We start from the raw sequence: 18,382 nt of genomic DNA, 5'->3' as shown, positions 1-18,382 counted from the left end.
CTCCTGGTGCAGGGCTATAATCCCACCTAATATTTATTGTACTTCATTTTATTGTCTCGGTCAATATAAAGTGTAAATGTTTTCTAATTTTTTGACAATAATCTTATCCACTCACCACATTTTTGTCAGCAATCCTATCAACTCACAAGCCCAAAAGTCAATCTATCCACTCAACCTTAAGCTTTGCTATTCTTAGATAAGTTCCCGCAAAATAAAAAACCGTGATTATCCTTCTGGCTTAGACCAGATCTCAAATCACGGAGAGTCCTTATTTACACAGGTTTCTTTCCTCTTAATTCTATACTCTTGATAGCAATACTACCGTCTCAACATGCACGGAATGCGGGAACATGTCCACCGGCTGGACCTCCTCCAGCCGGTACCCCCCCTCCGCCAGCAGCTTCACGTCCCTTGCCAGGGTGGCCGGGTCGCAGGAGACATACACCACCCGGGCCGGCCCCATCTCCAGGATGGTCCCGATCACCGCCGGGTCGCAGCCCTTCCTGGGGGGGTCCACCACAATCACATCCGCCCGGATCCCCTCCTTGGCGAACTTCTCCGGCAGCACCTGCTCCGCCTCCCCCACGAAGAACTCCACATTCTTCATGCCGTTGGCTTCCGCGTTCCTGCGGGCATCCTGGATGGCCGACTCCACCACCTCCACCCCGTAGACCTGTTTGGCCTTTTGGGCCAGGAAGAGGGAAATGGTCCCGATGCCGCAATAGATGTCCCAGACCGTCTCGCTGCCCGTAAGCCCCGCGTATTCCAGCGCCTTCTCGTACAGCACCTTCGTCTGCACCGGATTCACCTGGTAGAAGGAATTGGGGGAGATCATGAACCGCACGTCCCCGATCCGGTCCTCCAGATAGGGCTCCCCGAACAGGATCTGGGTCCGCCTGCCCAGGATCACGTTGGTCTTCTCCTCGTTGAAGTTGAGGCTGATCCCCGTCACCCGGGGCAGGTCCCCAAACGCCACCACCAGGGCTTCCGCCTGGGGCAGGGACTTGCCGTTGATGACCAGGGTCACATGGAACTCTCCGGAATGATGGGATTTCCGCGTCAGGACATGACGGACCAGCCCCTTGTGGCGCTCCTCGTCATAGGCCCGGACCCGGTTCTCCTCCATGAACTTCCGGACCCTCCGGATGATCTCCTCGTTGAACCGGTCCTGGATATGGCAGACATCCGTCTCCACCACCCGGTGGCTCCGGGCGGCGTAGAAGCCGATGGCGATCCGTCCTTGGACCTCCCGCACCGGAAACTGCACCTTGTTCCGGTAGTGGAAAGGATCCTCCATCCCCAGGATGGGCGCCATGGGCACCTCCTCCATCCCGGCGATCCGACGGAAGCAGTTCCCCACATGCGCCTGCTTGTAGGCCAGCTGCCCCTGGTAGGACAGGTGCTGGATCTGGCATCCCCCGCACTGCATTGCGATCCTGCAGGGCGGCTCCACCCGCTGGGGGGAAGGCATGGCGATGTCCAGCAGCTTCCCGTAGCCGTAGTTGCCCTTCGTCTTGATGACCTTCACACGGACCCGGTCCCCGGGGAGGGCGCCGTCCACAAAAACGGTGTAGCCCAGGATCTTGCCGATCCCCTCCCCGTTCACCCCCAGGTCCTCCACATCCATCATGTAGTCCTCGTTCTTGACAACCGGAATTTCCCGCTTCTTCATAGCCGCTCCCCCGGTGCTAGTATCTGGTCCTGCGGATGCTGGACTCGAAGGGCTTCTGGTAGTAGGACCAGTTGCTCTCCTTGTCCGTCTCCGAAAGGATCCTGCCGAAGGTCTGCACCTTGGCGTCTATGTTGTCCGCATAATGCAGGAGCACCGCCTCCAGGACGGCCGGTTTCTTCGGGGACCCGTATTCCAGCTCCCCGTGATGGGCCAGCACCATGTGCTTCACCAGGTTGGCAAGCGGCGCCGGGAACCCGGGGATTTCCCTGATCTTCTCCCCGATCCATTCCACCGCCATGACGATGTGTCCCACCAGCTGTCCTTCATCGGTGTATTCCAGGATGGGGAAGCTGGAGAGCTCCCTGGTCTTGCCCATGTCGTGGAACAGCGCCCCCACGAAGAGCAGGTCCCGGTCCACGGTGGGATAGGCGTCCGCCAGGAACTCGCACATCCTAAGGATCCCCAGGGTGTGCTCCAGCAGCCCGCCCATCACGTTGTGGTGCATGGTCTTGGCGGCGGTGTGGGTCTTGAACCGCTCGGCGAACGCCTTGTCCTCCACGAAGAACTTCTTCGCCAGCTGGGAAAGATGGGCATTCCCGATCTTGTCCACATACCCCAGCAGCTCCTGGTACATCTGCTCCATGTCCCCTTCCACCGTGGGCACATATTCCTTGGGGTCCACCTCGCCTGTCTGGGATTTGCGCAGGCGGCGTACATTCAGCTGCAGCCCCCCCTGGAAGCTCACCACGCTTCCCTCCACCTTCACATAGTCCCCCGCCTCGAAATTGGCGATCCCGTCGGACAGCTCCCAGATCTTCGTGTCCATGGACCCTGTCTTGTCCTGCAGGAGGAGGGAATAGTAGGTCTTGCCCACCCTCGTCTTCAGTATTTGCTTGCTGGCACAGAGATAATGTTCGGAAACATTGTCCCCCTCCTTGATGTCTTTAATGTAACGCATGGTTACCCCTTTCCATTTCCTATCGATTCACCATCGGTTGATTTTTTTCCAATCTTCTCCATTATACGGCAAAACCGGTGCCCGCGCAAACGCTAACCGCACTTTCCCGCCCACAAGAAGCCAATAAGAAAACGGGAAGCTTATGCAACAGCTTCCCGTTTCCAATGATGCCCTTAAAAGGGCCTAATATCAAGCACTAACTTCTTCCTCACCCACAGATCCATACCACTCGATGTCCCGCACCATGCTCTGGATTTTGGTCATCTGGCTGTGAATCAGGGTCCTGTGTGTCCTCCACGCGTAATCCGCTCCTGGCCATCCGTATTCCAAGGTGACCACTTCCGGCATCTTCTGTTCAAGGATCCACTCCAACAGTTCGTAGTCCTTTTCCGTCAGGGCGTCATGGACGTCCTCTTCCCCGTACTTCCTGCTGCAATGGGTGCCGGACAGGTGGATCTCCTTCATCCGCTCCAGCGGCAACTGCTCCAGATAGTCGTAGATGTCCATTCCCAGATGGTAGGCCGAAACCTTGGCATGGGACAGGTCCAAAAGGAAGCCCACATCCGCCTTCTCGCACAAGTCCGCGATGAAACCAGGGTCCACCACTTCAGGCAAGGTCACTTCCCTGTTGTAGAAGGGGGAATAGTCGATGTTTTCCAGCAATACGGGCACATCCAGCGCTTCCTTGTATCTTCCCACCACGCCCAGCATGTGTTCCATGTAGATGCCTGCCGCATCCGCGCCTTCCTGTTCCAGAACCGGACGCAGATGCTCCACATCCTTCCTGAACAGGGCGCAGTGTACGCCCAGGTGGGGGCTTTCGAACTTGTTCAGCATGTGGTTCATGTGTTCGAAATGGGACGCCTCCAAATGGTCGGTTCCCGCATCCTCGAACCATCCAAAACCGTGGATCAGCAAAGGAGCCTTCTCCTTCGTTTCCTCCAAGATATCTTCAAAGGGACCGAAGGCCCCGATCTTTATATAGTCAATCTGCAACTTATCTTCCTGAACCAGATTCAGCAGTTCAGCAGAATAATTACATCCGAATTTCACCATGACAGTATCACCTTCCTGGGATTGATTAAGGACAAAAAAAGGAAGCCTAGTTGCCTCCCCCTGCAATGAACCTAGCTCATCGTTTGAATATCTTCAATATCCTCATCCATAATGTCTTTGGCGCCGGCCGCTCTTTTATGAGTTCTCTATATAACGGACGCCTGACAACTTCTACTGTATCTGCATTGTGTTCGTCTTTCATATTCGATATCATTGCAACACACTCCGTTGTGGTCGTTGTGATGTTCATGAGTTCATTATACGGAGTAGTTTTGAACAGGATATGAACAACCTTTTAATATTCTATAATGTTTCTGTGTCTTTTTTAATTTTTCTGTCCATTTTGCCCATACCACCGGAAAAAAAGGGTTCCCGCCGGCCCATGTTCCGCTTTTTAGTGGTCAAATCCTTCCATTTGATGTAAAATGAAATTGTTCTGTCCCTGACAGCGACACCAACGCACAGAGGAGATCCTATGAATCAAAAAGTCTTAACAACCTTGGAATTCACCAAAGTCAGAGAAATGCTAACGGCCATCACCGTCACCTCCATGGGCAAGGAGTTGTCGGCAAGCCTTGAACCATACAAAGACCTGGACCTGATCAACCGGAAGCTGGACGAGACATCCGGCGCCTACACCCTGATCCAGAAATACGGCCCCGTCCAGCTGGGAGGCGCCAAGGACTTGCGCCCTTCCCTCCAACGCCTGCGGGTCGGCGGCAACCTGTCCATCGTGGAGCTTCTGCAGATCGGCGACACCCTGCGGGTCGTCAAGGGATTGAAGTCCTATGGGAACCAGGCGGGGGAATTCCTGGACGGCCTTGACATCGGAGGCTACTTCCAGCTGCTGGACCCCATCCACCCCTTGTATCGGGAGATTTCCGCCGCCATCCTTTCGGAAGAGGAGATCGCCGACGACGCCAGCCCCAAGCTCTACGACATCCGCCGGGAGATCAAGAACACCCACGGCAAAGTGAAGAACCAGCTGCAGAGCATCATCAACTCCGGCACCTACAGGAACATGCTCCAGGACCCCATCATCACCATGCGGAACGACCGCTTCTGCGTTCCCGTGAAGTCGGAATACCGGAGCAGCTTTTCCGGCATGGTCCACGACCAGTCCTCCACCGGCGCCACCCTCTTCATCGAACCCATGTCCGTGGTCCAGCTGAACAACACCCTGCGGGAGCTCCTGCACGCGGAACAGGCGGAAATCGAGCGGATCCTTGCGGCCTTGAGCGCCTTGGCGGCCAACCATGTGGATGTGCTGGAATCCGACTGCAGCCTTGTGGCCGTGCTGGACTTCATCTTCGCGAAAGGGGAGCTCTCCTATCGCATGAAGGCATCCCGGCCCCTGTTCTCCCTGGAACACCACATCAACCTGAAGAAGGCCCGTCATCCCTTGCTGGATCCGGCTTCGGTTGTGCCCATCGACATCTACCTGGGAGAGAAGTTCACCACCCTTGTGGTCACCGGCCCCAACACGGGAGGCAAGACCGTCACCCTCAAGACCCTTGGGCTCCTTTCCCTCATGGGACAGTCCGGCCTGCACATCCCCGCCTTCGACAACTCCCGGCTGACGGTCCTGGATGAGATTTTCGCCGACATCGGGGACGAGCAGAGCATCGAGCAGAGCCTGAGCACCTTCTCGTCCCACATGACCAACATCATCGACATCCTCCAGAAGGCAAACTACAACTCCATGGTGCTTTTCGACGAGCTGGGTGCCGGGACGGACCCCATCGAGGGCGCCGCCCTGGCCATGGCCATCCTGGAGAACCTGCAGGAGAAGAAGATCCTGACCGCCGCCACCACCCACTACAGCGAGCTGAAGGTGTACGCCATGTCCACCCCGGGGGTGGAGAACGCCAGCTGCGAGTTCGACATCTCCACCCTGCGCCCCACCTACAGGCTCCTCATCGGCATTCCCGGCAAGAGCAACGCCTTTGCCATCTCCAAGCGCCTGGGGCTTACGGAGGACATCATCTCCGAGGCCCAGAACCTGATCGCAGGCCGGGAGGTCCGCTTCGAGGACCTGATCACCGACCTGGAGATCAACCGCAAGTCCGCCCTCCTGGAGAAGCAGAAGGCGGAGGAATACCGGTTGGAGGCGGAAGCCCTGCGCAAGGATTTCATCCAGCAGAAGGACAAGATCGACGCCCAGAAGGCCCGGATGCTCCAGGAGGCCCAGGACAAGGCGGGAGCCATCCTGCGGGACGCCAAGGCCGAGGCCGACCAAATCATCCGGAACATGAACGCCCTGCTCCAGTCCGGAGCGGGCATCGATGCCCGTGGCTTGGAGGAGGAGCGCACGAAGCTGCGGGAAGCCATGAACAGGATGCAGCAGGCCAAAGCGGAAACTGCGGAGCAGCGGCCGAAGAAGAAGGTGCAGCAGGTCCGGGTGGGGGACGGGGTATTCGTCCAGCCCTTCAACCAGAACGGCACCGTACTGAGCCTCCCCAACACCAAGGGGGAACTCCAGGTGCAGATGGGCATCATGAAGGCAAAGGTCCATCTGAGCCAACTCTCTCCTGCGGAAGGTCCCAAAAGCCCTGCGGCTTCCAAAGGGCCCACGGGACTCAGGAATGTGGGCGGCTCCTCCGGCGCCGGTCCCAAGGCCCAGAACATCCGCACGGAAGTGGATGTGCGCGGCATGACCGGTCAGGAAGCCTTGGAGGTCATCGACAAGTACATCGACGACGCGTTCCTGGCCAATCTTCCCCAAATCACCATCATCCACGGAAAGGGCACCGGTGTCCTGCGAAAGATCATCCACCAGTTCCTTCGGCAATCCAAGCATGTGAAGTCGTTCCGCCTGGGGAACTACGGGGAAGGCGAAACCGGCGTAACCATTGTGGAATTCAAATAGAAGCGGCGGGTTCCCACCGTCCACAGGAGGTCCCATGGACAACAAAACCAGAATACTGATCGTCGATGACGACGAGAACATTTGCGAACTCATTTCCCTCTACCTGGAAAAGGAGGGGTATACGACCAAAACCGTGCACCATGGCCTGGACGCATTGCCGGCCTTCAAGCAATTCAATCCCGCCCTTGTCATCCTGGACCTGATGCTTCCAGGCAAGGACGGCTACGACATCTGCAAGGAAATCCGCCAGGTCAGCGACACCCCCATCATCATGCTGACCGCCAAAGGCGAGACCTTCGACAAGATCCTGGGCTTGGAGCTTGGGGCGGACGACTACATGGTGAAGCCCTTCGACAACAAGGAACTGACCGCCCGGGTCAAGGCCGTCATGCGCCGCCTCTCCCCCAAGGAAGACCGGAGCCGGCAGGTGACCTTGCCCGGCCTGGTGATCAACATGAACAACTATACGGTGACCTTCCACGGGGAGAAGATGGAGATGCCCCCCAAGGAGTTGGAACTGCTCTATTACCTGGCCTCCAACCCCAACCACGTCTTCACCAGGGAACAGCTTCTGGACCGGATTTGGGGTTATGAGTACATCGGCGATACCCGGACGGTGGATGTGCATGTCAAGCGGATCCGTGAGAAGATCAGCGAATCCGTCGAGTGGGGCATCAAGACAGTCTGGGGAATCGGCTACAAATTCGAGGTGAAATGATCCATGTTCAAATCCTTCAGCACCCGGTTTTTCGTACTCTACACCATCGCCACCTTCGCCCTTTTCCTGCTGCTGTTCTGGGTCTTCATCCAAAGCGTTTCCAATTACTTCATCGAATCCAAGCAGAATTCCATGATCAAGGAGGCCCAGGCCATCAACCAGCAGTACATGGCCACACACTACAACAAGGAGTCCACCTTCCTGAGCTTCAAATACCAGATCAACACCATCAGCTTCCATGTCCAGTCCAGGATTTTCGTTCTGACCCGGGACCGGCGCATCTATGTGGACTCGGACAAATCCAACACCAGCATGGAAGGCTACTACCTGGACAACAGCATCGTGGACGCAGCCTTCGCCAAAACATCCACCGTGGAGACGGGGCATTTCGAGAACCTGTTTGTGGAGCCGGTGCTGACGGTGGCCGTCCCCATGGTGGTGGGGGAGCACGTGATGGGAGTGACCATCCTGAACTCCCCCTACCCGAACCTGCGGCAGGACCAGAACTACATCTATACCCTGACCTTCTTCAGCTTCCTGCTGATCCTGGGGATTGCCATGTTCTCCACCTTCCTCTTTTCCCGGAAGGTGCGCACCACCTTCGCCGCCTTCAACGGCAACGCCCGGGCCATCGCCGGAGGCAACTTCAGTTCTAGGATCAACGTCCCCATGGACAATGGGGGGGAGATCTGGGAACTGGCCCAGAACATGAACTATATGGCGGGCGAGCTGGAAAAGCTGGAGGACATGCGCAAGGATTTCATCGCCAACATTTCCCATGATTTCCGCTCCCCCCTGACCTCCATCCGCGGCTTCGCACAAGCCATCATGGACGGCACCGTTCCGGTGGAGAAGCAGGACAAGTATCTGTCCATCATTTTGGACGAGACGGACCGCCTCACCAAGCTGACCAATGAGATCCTGCTCCTCACCAAGATGGAGAACCAGGTGGACCGGCCGGTCCCCACCGCCTTCGACATCCACGGGGTGATCCGGAAGGTCATCATGAAGTATGAGCGCAACATCATCAACAAGGAGATCGACATCACCCTGCTCATCGACCAGAAGGAGCTTCTGGTGTTCGCGGACCTCAACCAGATCCAGCGGGCCATCACCAATCTGGTGGACAACGCCCTGAAGTTCTGCAGCGACCATGACAAGCTCGTTTTGGAGACAACGGTGGTCAAGGACAAGGTGGAGATTTCCATCAAGGACACCGGACCGGGCATCCAACCCGAAGAGCTGAAATACATCTGGCAGCGTTTCCACAAGGCCGACCGTTCCAGGGGAAAGGACAAGAAGGGGGTAGGCCTGGGGCTCTCCATCGTGCGGGAAATCATCAAGGCCCACAACGAGACGATCAAGGTGGAAAGCCAGGTGGGCATCGGAACCACCTTCACCTTCACCCTTCCCTTGGCCACGGGAGACTTGGGCAAAAGGACAACCCCCCTGAACTAAAAAAAAGAAGGCGGACCGCATCCCACTACCAATGGTGGTGATGCAGTTCGCCTTCTTTTTGCAGAGCGGCAAAACCCGTCTGCCGCAGGGCCTCGTAGACCACAATGGAAACGGCGTTGGAAAGGTTCAAGGAACGGATGGAAGGCAGCATGGGGATCCGGATGCAGTTCTCCTTGTTCCCCAGCAGGATTTCCTCCGGTATTCCGCTGCTTTCCCTTCCGAACATAAGGAAGTCGCTTTCCCTGTAGGCCACATCCGCATAGGTATTGGTGGCCTTCGTTGTGGCCATATGGATCCTGGCCTGGGGGTTTCTAGACAGGAAATCGTTGAAATCCTCGTACACATGCAGGTCCAGCAGCTTCCAGTAGTCCAGGCCGGAACGCTTGAGGGACTTCTCATCCAGGGAGAATCCCAAAGGTTTGATCAGATGCAGGGAGGATCCTGTGGCGACACAGGTCCTTCCGATGTTCCCCGTGTTCTGGGGGATTTCCGGTTCCAACAGTACGATGTGCATGTTCCACCTCCTCCCATCAGTTTACCATGCCCCAGGGACGGGGACAAGGCCTCCGGCAAAGTCCCCTTGACAAATCCGTCGAAATGGCCTAATATAATACTTACTATTGAAGAACAGTTATCTATTATCCCGTTTCAACGAAGGAGGTGAACGAATGGAGCGACTTGCAGAAATCCTGAAGGCGAAGAAGCTGAAGGTGACGCCGCAGAGGCTGGCGATCTACAAGGTCTTGTATGAGACGACCGCCCATCCTACCGCGGATGTCATTTACAACGCGCTGAAGGCCACCCATCCCACCATGAGCCTGGCAACCGTCTACAAGACCCTGGACGCGCTTAAAAAGGCCGATTTGGTCCATGAATTGAGCATTGGAGACGAAAGCGCGCGCTACGACGCCAACATGAAATCCCATCCGCACATGGTATGCCTGCACTGCAACAAGGTTTATGACCTGCATACCAGCACGCTGGACGATGCCATAAACAATCTGCAAAGTGAGACCGATTTTGAGATCCTCAGCACGAAGATCTATTTCTATGGAATCTGTTCCGGATGCAAGACAGCCACACTGAGCTAAGAGGAGCATGCGGGGGCATATAGATGGCGTATTGGAGAAGGGGGCTGTGCTCCAGCGGTTTTTAAACCGCTGGAGCACAGCCCCCTTTCCGTTCCTGCCGCTAGGGCGTGTGCTTCTTCACGAACGCGCCCATCCGTTCCACGGCGATCTTCAGGTTCTCGATGGAATAGGCATAGGAGCAGCGGATGAAACCTTCCCCGCACTCCCCGAAGGCGGTGCCCGGAACCACGGCCACCTTCTGCTCGAACAGCAGCTTGGTGGCGAACTCCTCGGAAGTCATGCGGGTCTTCTGGATCGAGGGGAACACATAGAAGGCGCCCAAGGGTTCGAAGCAATCCAGCCCCATCTTCCTGAAGGAGTCCACCATGAAGCGCCTCCTCTGGTTGTAGGCGCCGCACATCTCCTGGATGTCCTTGTCTCCGTTCCTGGCCGCTTCCAGCGCGGCATACTGGCTGGTGGTGGGGACGGACATGATGGCGAACTGGTGGATCTTGGTCATGAGGTCGATCACGGCCTTGGGGCCCACCGCATAGCCGATCCGCCATCCGGTCATGGCGTAGGCCTTGGAGAAGCCGCTGATTATGATTGTCCGCTCCCGCATACCCGGCAGGCTGGCGATGGAGACGTGCTTCACCCCGTAGGTCAGTTCCGCATAGATTTCGTCCGAAATCACCACCAGGTCATGTTTCCTGATCACTTCGGCGATTGCCTCCAGGTTCCCCTTGTCCATGATGGCTCCTGTGGGATTGCTGGGAAATGCCAGTATGATGGCTTTGGTCTTGTCCGTCACATGGGCCTCGATCTCCTCCGCTGTCAGACGGAATTCATTCTTCGCCTGAAGGGGAACGGGTACAGGTACCCCTCCCGCCAGCGTTGTCATGGGTTTGTAGCAGACAAAGGACGGTTCCGGAACCAGGACCTCGTCCCCTGGGTTCAACAGGGCGCGCAGGGCCACGTCGATTCCCTCGCTCCCTCCCACGGTGATGAGGATTTCTTCCTTATAGTTGTATTTCAGGTCGAAACGGCGGTCCAGGTAGTTGCAGACCTCTTCCCTAAGCTCGATCAGACCAGAATTGGAGGTGTAATAGGTCTTCCCCTTCTCCAAGGAATAGATGCCTTCCTCCCGGATGTGCCAGGGGGTGTCGAAGTCCGGTTCCCCCACCCCCAAAGAGATGGCATCCTTCATCTCCGTCACGATGTCGAAAAATTTCCGGATTCCGGAAGGGGGGATTCCCTGGGCCACCCTGGAAAGCTTGTCCTCCATCATGGTGTCACCGCCATTCTCTCGTCCTTCACCGGTTCATCCAGGACCACACCGAAATCCTTGTACTTCTTCAGCACGAAATGGGTGGCCGTGCTCAGCACGGACTCCAAGGGAGCAAGTTTCTGGGCCACAAAGAGGGCGACCTCCTTCATGGTGGCCCCTTCGATGATGACGGTCAGGTCGAAGCCGCCGGACATCAGGTATACCGCCTTGACCTCCTTGAAGTTGTAGATGCGTTCCGCAATCTTGTCGAAGCCTTGTCCCCGCTGGGGCGTGACCTTGACCTCGATCAATGCGGTCACCTTCTCCACCCCTGTCTTGTCCCAGTTGATCAGCGTATGGTAGCCGCAGATGATCCGTTCCTTTTCCATCTCGGAAATCTCTGCCGCAATTTCACTTTCCGGATTTCCCAGCATCAGCGCCAGGTCTTCCACCGTCCGCTTTCCGTTCAATTCGATTGCCTTGAGTATCTGCTCTCTCATCTTCCAACCTCCCGAATTCATTTTTTTCCTAGGGCCTTGTACAGCGCGTCCGCCTTGGCAGGTTCCAGGGAGCGGATGCTGTCTTCCTGGTGCACGATCCTCCCCTGCCCTTCCACCGCCTTTCCGACAACAGATGCCGGAATCCCCGCAGCTTCCAATTTTTCGACCAATCCCTCCCCGTCCCGGGTTGCCATCAGCATGGACCCGCTGGAAATCAGCTGGTAGGGGTTGATGTCGAAATAGTTGGCGATTTCAATGGTTTCCTGCTTCAGGGGAATCTTCTCCAGGTGGATGTCCAATCCCACCTGTGCCGCTTCCGCCATCTCCCAAAGCGCTCCGAAGATGCCGCCCTCCGTGGCGTCATGCATGGCGGTCACTCCATGTTCCAGAGCGATCCGGCTTTCCGCCAGAACGGAAAGATGCCTGCCCAATTCCTTGGCCTGGTCCACAAAAAGGGGATTCAGATAGGCCTTCAATTCCTCTTCCCTTTCATTTGCCAGGATGGCGGTTCCTTCGATGCCCCCCCATTTGCTCATGACAATCTGGTCTCCGGGCCGCATCCTGCTACCGGCCACCACCTTGTCCCTCCTGGCCTTCCCCACACCGGTCACGGAAAGGACCGGCTGGTTGACTGCGGAGGTCACCTCCGTATGGCCGCCGATGACCTGCACATCCAGCGGGGCGCAGGCCTCGTTGAGGTCCCGCATCATCCTCTTCAAAGCTTCCTCCTCATACCCCGGAGGAAGCAGAGCCGTCACCAGCAGGCCGATGGGCTCCGCTCCGCTTGCCGCCAGGTCATTGACCGTGATATGGACCGCCAGGCTTCCGATCCCTTTGGCCGTTCCCGTGATGGGGTCGGTGGAAAGCACGAAAACCTCATCCGCTCCGATGGCCACCACGCTGCAGTCCTCTCCGATTGCGGGCCCCACCAGGACTTCCTCCCTGGACACGCTCAGTTGCTTGAATACGGAGCGGTTCAAAACCGTCTCCGGAACTTTCCCTATTTCCACGAAACCACTCCTTCCAGTCTAGTTCTTCTTCACCAGCAGGGAGTCCCACACGATGACAGCCATTTCCCCGCGGGTCACGATTTTGGAAGGATTGACGGCGGAATTCCCCGGGATGACCCCCAGGGCTTTCGCCTTGTTCAGGTAATTCTCCGGCCAGCTTCCCGTCAAATTTCCGCCTTCCCCCAAGGCATTCACCATCAGCGCCACGACTTCGGCATAGGTGATGTGGTTCCCCGGGCGGAATGTTCCATCCGGATATCCCTGCACCACCTTCAGCTTGTAGGCGTTCTGCACGTTCCGGTATCCCCAGTAGGAGGCAGGCACGTCCTTGAATGCGAAATCGCTGCCGGCCATGGACTTGTCCTCATATCCTAGGGCACGCACCACCATGGTAGCCACTTCCCCGCGGACAATGGGATTGTCCAAACGCAGGCTTCCGTCTTCATATCCCCGCAGTATGTCCAACGTGCGCAATTGGGCACCGGCGTACTCCTGGGCCTGGGTTGCGGCGTCCGCCGTCCCTGCGACAAGATGCAGCAGCAGGACCAATGCCAGTATCATGACAGCCATTCTTTTCCTTTGCATCGCAATCCAACCTTTCTCCTTTTTCGACTATGGCTATCATACCACATTTCCAATTCATTGCACAACGGGAAAAAACGCGTGCAGGCACGCGTCTTCATTTGCGGAGTATGCTTTCTTGTTCAGACCAGATAGGCGTAAACCAGGATGAAATGGCAGGCGCTTCCTGCCAGCACAAAGACGTGGAAGAGCTCGTGGAATCCGAACCACCGGCTCTTGAAGGGGGGCCACTTCGCCCCATAAACCAATCCGCCGATGGTGTAGGAGACCCCGCCCGCCACCAGCCAGGCGAATCCAGGACCTGAAAGGCTTCTGAACAGCGGATGGATGGCGAACACCACAATCCATCCCATGAGGATGTACATTCCCGTGGACAGCCAGCGGGGGGCATGGATCCAGAATGCCTTCAGAAGGATTCCGGTCGCCGCCACCCCCCAGACCGTGGCCAGTAGCACGATGCCGATGGTCCCCTCCAAAGGGATGAGGCAGACCGGTGTATAGGTTCCCGCAATCAGGACGAAAATCATCATGTGGTCGATCCTCTTCAAGAGCCTGTCGACCTTGGGACCCGCATCCACCGCATGGTACAGGGTGCTTGCCGAATACAGGAGCACCAGGCTGGCGCCGAAGACGGCGAAGGAGGCCACATGCAGGGCTCCTCCCATAGCCGAGGCCCTGGCCACCAGCATCCCCAGCGCTCCCAGGGACAGCAGCACCCCGATGAAATGCGTCAAGGCGCTGACAGGCTCCTTGATCCTCAATGTTCCGATCCTGATGGTTTCCATGGATTCTTCCCTTCCTCCAAAGCACAACGTGGTTTTAAATGCCATGTTAGGCCGTTTACGTTATTATATCATGCGGGCTTCTCCTTTGCAAGCCCCCTGCACCAGGAGTGTCCGCACTTTCCTGCAGCACGGAAACGACCGCCCGGAGGGCGGCCGCATCAGTAGAGATAGGGGGCCACGATGGCTGCCAGCATGCTGGCCACCATCGTGAGGGCAATGAATATGGCTATTTTCTTAAGTCTCGATCTGTTGGTGAAGAACATGGTTTGATCACTCCTTGCTGTTCCTTCCGAATTCGAAAAGGATCCGGTCGATTTGCCTGCTTGCCTCGCTTTTCGTCATTTTTTCCAGGGGCTCCGAAAGCCGCACCGGATAACGGTCCAGCAAAGCCAGCAGATAGCGCCGTTGCCTGTCTGTGATGGGCTGCTCCTTCCGGGGCCTGTACTGCAGCGGCCTGGGCACGAAATACGAGGCGGTGGTCTGGCTGAAGTGCCGGTCCCTAAGGATTCCGTACAGGGTATGGGTGGCCAGGGCGTCTTCCAACGCCCGATGGGCCTGCTTCCTGTGGATATGGTAGGCGTCGCAAAGGGCAGAAAGGCTCTTGCCGCCTTTGCCTTCCCCGAAACGGCGGGCCAATGCCAAGGTGTCCAGACCGTTCCGTTCGAAAGGCACCCCCGCCTGGGCCAAGTGTGTCTTCAGGAATCCGTAGTCGAAGAGGATGTTGTGTCCCAGCAGGGGATCCATTCCGCAGAATTCCAGGACTTCCCCAAGCACCGCCTCCAAGGGGGGTTCTCCCGCCACCATCGCGTCGTCGATGCCGGTGATGCGGGTGATCTCCGGGGGGATGGCGATTCCCGGATTGACCAGACGGCTGTAGGTTGCGATGACGGCGCCGTCCCGCACCTTGACCATGCCGATTTCCGTTATCTTGCTGTAGGCCGGATGGATTCCCGTGGTCTCCAGGTCGACGCAGGTGTAGTCCTTCATAGGAGCCCTATGTAGGTGCGCACGCTTTTTTCCTGGTTTTCTATATGCCGCTCCGCCAAGGTCTGGGCCAGGGTGTTGTTCCTGTGCCGTATGGCGTCCACGATGTCGTCGTGTTCTTCCACCAGCGTCTGGAAATCCTCCATTTTTGTGATGTACTCCACCCGGAACCTGTAAATCTGCTCCCGGAGGTTGTTGATGATCTGGATCAGCTTGTCGTTCCTTGTGCTTTGGAAGATGATGTCGTGGAAGGCAACATCCTGGTGGATGACCTGGTCCGTGTCATGTCCGTTTGCGGCCTGCCTGAACAGTTCGTTCACGTCGACCAGCGCCTGCAGTTCCTCTTCGGTCATCTTCTGGCAGGCGATCTTTACCGCCAGCGCCTCCAGGGTTGCCCGGACCTCCAGCACGTCCTTCAAGTCCTTCTCGGTGATTTGGGCCACTTCCGCACCTTTTCGGGGAATCATGACAACCAGCCCTTCCAGCTCCAGCTTGCGGATGGCTTCCCGGATGGGGGTCCTGCTGACACCCATCTTCTCCGCAAGCTGCTTTTCCATCAGGCGCTCCCCCGGTTGGAATTCGCCCTTCAAGATGGCTTCCCTGAGGGAATTGAAGACCACATCCCGCAAGGGAAGGTATTCATTGATGTTCACCTTTAAATCACGCTGGTTCATTGGCATCCTACCTTCTTTCGATTGTGTATTTTTGTTGTGCGGACAAATTTGGCCATTTTCTTCTCGATGATCCGCCGGGCCGCCTCCTGGGCCGCCGCCTCCTCTGCGAAAAGGCCATAGACGGATGGGCCGCTTCCGCTCATCAACGCCCCTATGGCCCCATGCACCAGCAGGGTTTTCTTGATGTCGGCCAGCAAGGGGTGTTCCGCTACAGTGACGGTTTCCAGCACGTTTCCCATGGACCTGCCGATGGCCGCAAGGTCCCTGTTCCTGATCCCTTCCAGCACGCCTTCGGTGTCCGGATGGCAGTCCAGGGCCCCCGCGTCCAGCCGTCCGAAGACATGGGCCGTGGACACGCCGAAATTCGGTTTTACCAGCACCACATGGCATTCCGGAAAATCAGGCAGATACGTGATCTTTTCTCCAATCCCTTCCGCCAGGGCCGTCCCCCCCACCATGCAGTAGGGGATGTCCGCCCCGAAACGGCCTCCGATCTCCATCATCTCTTCCAGGGAGAGCCCCAGATGGAACAGCCTGTTCATGGCCTTGACCGTCTCGGCTGCGTCGGCGCTGCCTCCCGCCAGACCGGCCGCCACTGGAATCACCTTCTTCAGGCGGACGAAAACGCCTGTGCGGATTTTGTAGCGTTCCTTCATATACCCTACAATCTTGTTCACAAGATTCCTCTCGTCGGTAGGGAGATAGGGGATGTTGGTCTTCAGGATGACCTTGTCGCCTCTGATTTTCTTGAAGTTGAGCCTGTCGTAAAGTTCCAGGGTCTGCATGACCATCCGGACATCATGGTAGCCGTCCGGCCTTTTCCCCAGCACATCCAGGGATATGTTGATTTTGGCCCTGGCCTTCACTTCGATTTGGTTCACCTGTCTCCACCCCTCCCCTGCAGCAGCATGTTTTTCTTATGCACTTTGTATACCATATACCTGCTATTATAGCGAAAATAAGAAAAAAGCGCAATCCTTTATTCTCATAAAGTCCTGCGCTTTTCCCAGGTTGTTTCTATGGATGATGCCTTTTCTATCCGATGATCCCGTTCACAATCTCCATGACGGCCCCTTCCAATGCGGCCGCTTTCGCATCCGCATCCTCCATATCGGAGCCCTTCACGCCGAAGTAGAACTTCACCTTCGGTTCCGTTCCGGACGGCCTTACGCAGCACCATGCGTCCCCTTCGATTTCAAAGTAAAGGACATTGGACTTGGGAAGGCCCGTGGGGGCCGAATCTCCAGTCTTCAGGTCCAACACCCTATCCGCATCGTAGTCCTTGAATTCCTCCACGACAGATCCCGCCAGCTCTTTGGGCGGGTTCGACCGGAAGCTGTCCATGATCCGCTGGATCTGGGCCACGCCTTCGATTCCCTTCAGGGTGATGGATTGGAGGGTTTCCTTGTAGTACCCGTATTTCTCGTACAGGGACACCAGTGCCTCGTAGAGGGTCATGCCTTTGGCCTTGTAATAGGCCGCCAGCTCCGCCACGCCCATGACGGCCACAATGGCGTCCTTGTCCCGGGCATGGGTGCCGATCAGGCATCCATAGCTTTCTTCGAATCCGAACAGGTATTGGTGGCTTCCTGTGGCTTCAAACTCCTTGATCTTCTCTCCGATGTATTTGAATCCGGTAAGGACTTCAAAGAGCTCCACACCATAATGCCGCGCAACCGTCTTGGCCATGTTGGTGGACACGATGGTCTCCACCACGGCGCCGTTTGCGGGCAGTTGTCCCAGCTCCTTCTTCCTTCCCAGTATGTAGTCCAGGAGCAGGACGCCAATGTTGTTCCCGTTCAAGGCGATGAACTCCCCAGCCTTGTTCCTTGCAAGCACACCCAGCCGGTCCGCATCCGGGTCCGTCGCCATGATGACATCCGCCTCCACCTTCTTGCCCAGCTCCAGGGCCAGGGCAAAAGCCTTGATGTCTTCCGGATTGGGATAGTCGACCGTGGGGAAGTTCCCGTCCGGCAACTCCTGCTCCTTCACGATGTGCACGTTCTTAAACCCGATTTCCTGCAGGATCCGCCGCACAGGGATGTTGCCTGACCCGTGGAGGGGGGTGTAGACGATGCTGAAATCGTCCGCCTCTTTGGCCACCACCGCAGGGTCGATGAGGAGCTTCTTCAGCTCGGCGATGTACTCGTCATCCACGGATTCGTCGATGACCACGTAGAGTCCCCGGGCGACCGCCTCCTCCTTGGAGATGGATTTCACATCGTCGTATTTCTCCACCTTCAGGACCTCTTCGATGATTTCCACGTCCCTGGGTTCCGCCACCTGGGCACCATCCTCCCAGTAGACCTTGTAGCCGTTGTATTCCGGGGGGTTGTGGCTTGCCGTGATGACGATCCCCGCGATGCAGTGGAACTTGCGGACGGCATAGGACAGGATAGCCACATGCCGCAGGCTTTCGAAAACATATCCTTTGATTCCATTGGCTGCCAGCACCCGGATGGATTCATCGGCGAATTCCGGGGACATCCTTCTGGAGTCGTAGGCGATGGCGACCCCCCGGGCCGCCGCGTTCCCTCCCTGGGCCAGGATGTAGTTGGCCAGGCCTTGGGTGGCCTTGCGGACCGTATAGATGTTCATCCGGTTGGTTCCGGCGCCCAGGATTCCCCGCAGTCCTCCCGTACCGAACTCCAGGTCCCGATAGAAACGCTCCTGGATCTCCTTTTCATCCCCTGCGATGCCTCTCAACTCTTCTTTGGTGGCCTCGTCGAAATACCCGCTTTCCAGCCATTCCCCATACCTCTGCATATAATCCATACCC

17 protein-coding genes are annotated in these 18,382 nt (G+C 57.0%); 4 read left to right on the top strand and 13 right to left on the bottom strand.

Going from position 1 to position 18,382, the window contains the following annotated elements; genetic code table 11:
* Positions 1-298: 298 nt before the first annotated feature.
* The 3 genes from rlmD to GXN74_RS03260 form a co-directional block, all read right to left on the bottom strand.
* A complete protein-coding gene (rlmD, locus tag GXN74_RS03270) occupies positions 299-1,672 on the bottom strand; it encodes a 23S rRNA (uracil(1939)-C(5))-methyltransferase RlmD (protein WP_212505687.1) in 1,374 nt (457 codons plus the stop codon).
* A gap of 16 nt (positions 1,673-1,688) precedes the next feature.
* A complete protein-coding gene (locus tag GXN74_RS03265) occupies positions 1,689-2,630 on the bottom strand; it encodes a 3'-5' exoribonuclease YhaM family protein (RefSeq protein WP_162369489.1) in 942 nt (313 codons plus the stop codon).
* 189 nt (positions 2,631-2,819) lie between these two features.
* Positions 2,820-3,686: a multinuclear nonheme iron-dependent oxidase gene (locus GXN74_RS03260; protein WP_162369488.1), complete on the bottom strand. Its 867-nt coding sequence runs from the start codon at positions 3,684-3,686 to the stop codon at positions 2,820-2,822.
* A gap of 475 nt (positions 3,687-4,161) precedes the next feature.
* Here GXN74_RS03260 and GXN74_RS03255 point away from each other — a divergent pair, with 475 nt between their 5' ends.
* The 3 genes from GXN74_RS03255 to GXN74_RS03245 are packed head-to-tail and all read left to right on the top strand — an operon-like array spanning position 4,162 to position 8,731.
* Positions 4,162-6,555 (top strand): endonuclease MutS2, encoded by a 2,394-nt coding sequence (locus GXN74_RS03255; RefSeq protein ID WP_162369487.1) that lies wholly within the window; start codon positions 4,162-4,164, stop codon positions 6,553-6,555.
* Between the two features lie 34 nt (positions 6,556-6,589).
* On the top strand, positions 6,590-7,273 hold the full coding sequence (locus tag GXN74_RS03250; protein WP_162369486.1) for a response regulator transcription factor: 684 nt from the start codon (positions 6,590-6,592) through the stop codon (positions 7,271-7,273).
* Positions 7,274-7,276: 3 nt separating this feature from the next.
* Entirely contained in the window at positions 7,277-8,731 is a 1,455-nt protein-coding gene (locus GXN74_RS03245) for a sensor histidine kinase (protein ID WP_162369485.1), read from the top strand.
* Positions 8,732-8,756: 25 nt separating this feature from the next.
* Here the strand turns inward: GXN74_RS03245 and GXN74_RS03240 are convergent, their stop codons facing one another.
* Entirely contained in the window at positions 8,757-9,245 is a 489-nt protein-coding gene (locus GXN74_RS03240; RefSeq protein WP_162369484.1) for a tRNA (cytidine(34)-2'-O)-methyltransferase, read from the bottom strand.
* 154 nt (positions 9,246-9,399) lie between these two features.
* On the opposite strand from GXN74_RS03240, the gene perR reads away from it, so the two are divergent.
* On the top strand, positions 9,400-9,822 hold the full coding sequence (perR, locus tag GXN74_RS03235; RefSeq protein WP_162369483.1) for a transcriptional regulator PerR: 423 nt from the start codon (positions 9,400-9,402) through the stop codon (positions 9,820-9,822).
* A 100-nt stretch (positions 9,823-9,922) separates the two neighbouring features.
* Here perR and GXN74_RS03230 read toward each other — a convergent pair whose 3' ends face one another.
* From GXN74_RS03230 to GXN74_RS03190, 9 genes are all read right to left on the bottom strand, one after another.
* Positions 9,923-11,086 carry an aminotransferase class I/II-fold pyridoxal phosphate-dependent enzyme gene (locus GXN74_RS03230; protein ID WP_162369506.1) on the bottom strand — a complete coding sequence of 388 codons (1,164 nt, stop codon included), beginning with the start codon at positions 11,084-11,086 and terminating at the stop codon, positions 9,923-9,925.
* Positions 11,086-11,568, bottom strand: coding sequence for an Lrp/AsnC family transcriptional regulator (locus tag GXN74_RS03225; protein WP_162369482.1), 483 nt, complete (start codon positions 11,566-11,568; stop codon positions 11,086-11,088). Before GXN74_RS03225 ends, GXN74_RS03230 begins: the two co-directional genes overlap by 1 nt.
* A gap of 17 nt (positions 11,569-11,585) precedes the next feature.
* Complete coding sequence (locus GXN74_RS03220) at positions 11,586-12,578, bottom strand: AIR synthase-related protein (RefSeq protein WP_162369481.1); 993 nt, start codon at positions 12,576-12,578, stop codon at positions 11,586-11,588.
* Between the two features lie 18 nt (positions 12,579-12,596).
* The gene (locus tag GXN74_RS03215) at positions 12,597-13,163 is read right to left on the bottom strand and encodes an S-layer homology domain-containing protein (protein WP_162369480.1); all 567 of its coding nucleotides are present in this window, start codon (positions 13,161-13,163) and stop codon (positions 12,597-12,599) included.
* Positions 13,164-13,282: 119 nt separating this feature from the next.
* A complete protein-coding gene (gene trhA / locus GXN74_RS03210) occupies positions 13,283-13,945 on the bottom strand; it encodes a PAQR family membrane homeostasis protein TrhA (RefSeq protein ID WP_162369479.1) in 663 nt (220 codons plus the stop codon).
* A 270-nt stretch (positions 13,946-14,215) separates the two neighbouring features.
* Positions 14,216-14,932 (bottom strand): 3'-5' exonuclease, encoded by a 717-nt coding sequence (locus GXN74_RS03205; protein ID WP_162369478.1) that lies wholly within the window; start codon positions 14,930-14,932, stop codon positions 14,216-14,218.
* Positions 14,929-15,603: a GntR family transcriptional regulator gene (locus tag GXN74_RS03200; protein ID WP_162369477.1), complete on the bottom strand. Its 675-nt coding sequence runs from the start codon at positions 15,601-15,603 to the stop codon at positions 14,929-14,931. Before GXN74_RS03200 ends, GXN74_RS03205 begins: the two co-directional genes overlap by 4 nt.
* On the bottom strand, positions 15,600-16,484 hold the full coding sequence (ispE, locus tag GXN74_RS03195; RefSeq protein WP_162369476.1) for a 4-(cytidine 5'-diphospho)-2-C-methyl-D-erythritol kinase: 885 nt from the start codon (positions 16,482-16,484) through the stop codon (positions 15,600-15,602). The genes GXN74_RS03200 and ispE overlap by 4 nt, the downstream gene beginning before the upstream one ends.
* A 154-nt stretch (positions 16,485-16,638) precedes the next feature.
* On the bottom strand, positions 16,639-18,378 hold the full coding sequence (locus GXN74_RS03190; RefSeq protein ID WP_162369475.1) for a phospho-sugar mutase: 1,740 nt from the start codon (positions 18,376-18,378) through the stop codon (positions 16,639-16,641).
* Between the last annotated feature and the right edge of the window lie 4 nt (positions 18,379-18,382).

The organism is Anaerotalea alkaliphila, assembly GCF_010179735.1.
In the GTDB taxonomy this organism is placed as follows: Bacteria; Bacillota; Clostridia; order Lachnospirales; family Vallitaleaceae; genus Anaerotalea; species Anaerotalea alkaliphila.
The sequence above is the reverse complement of the archived record's forward strand: the minus strand, read 5'-3'. Positions and strand labels throughout refer to the sequence as shown.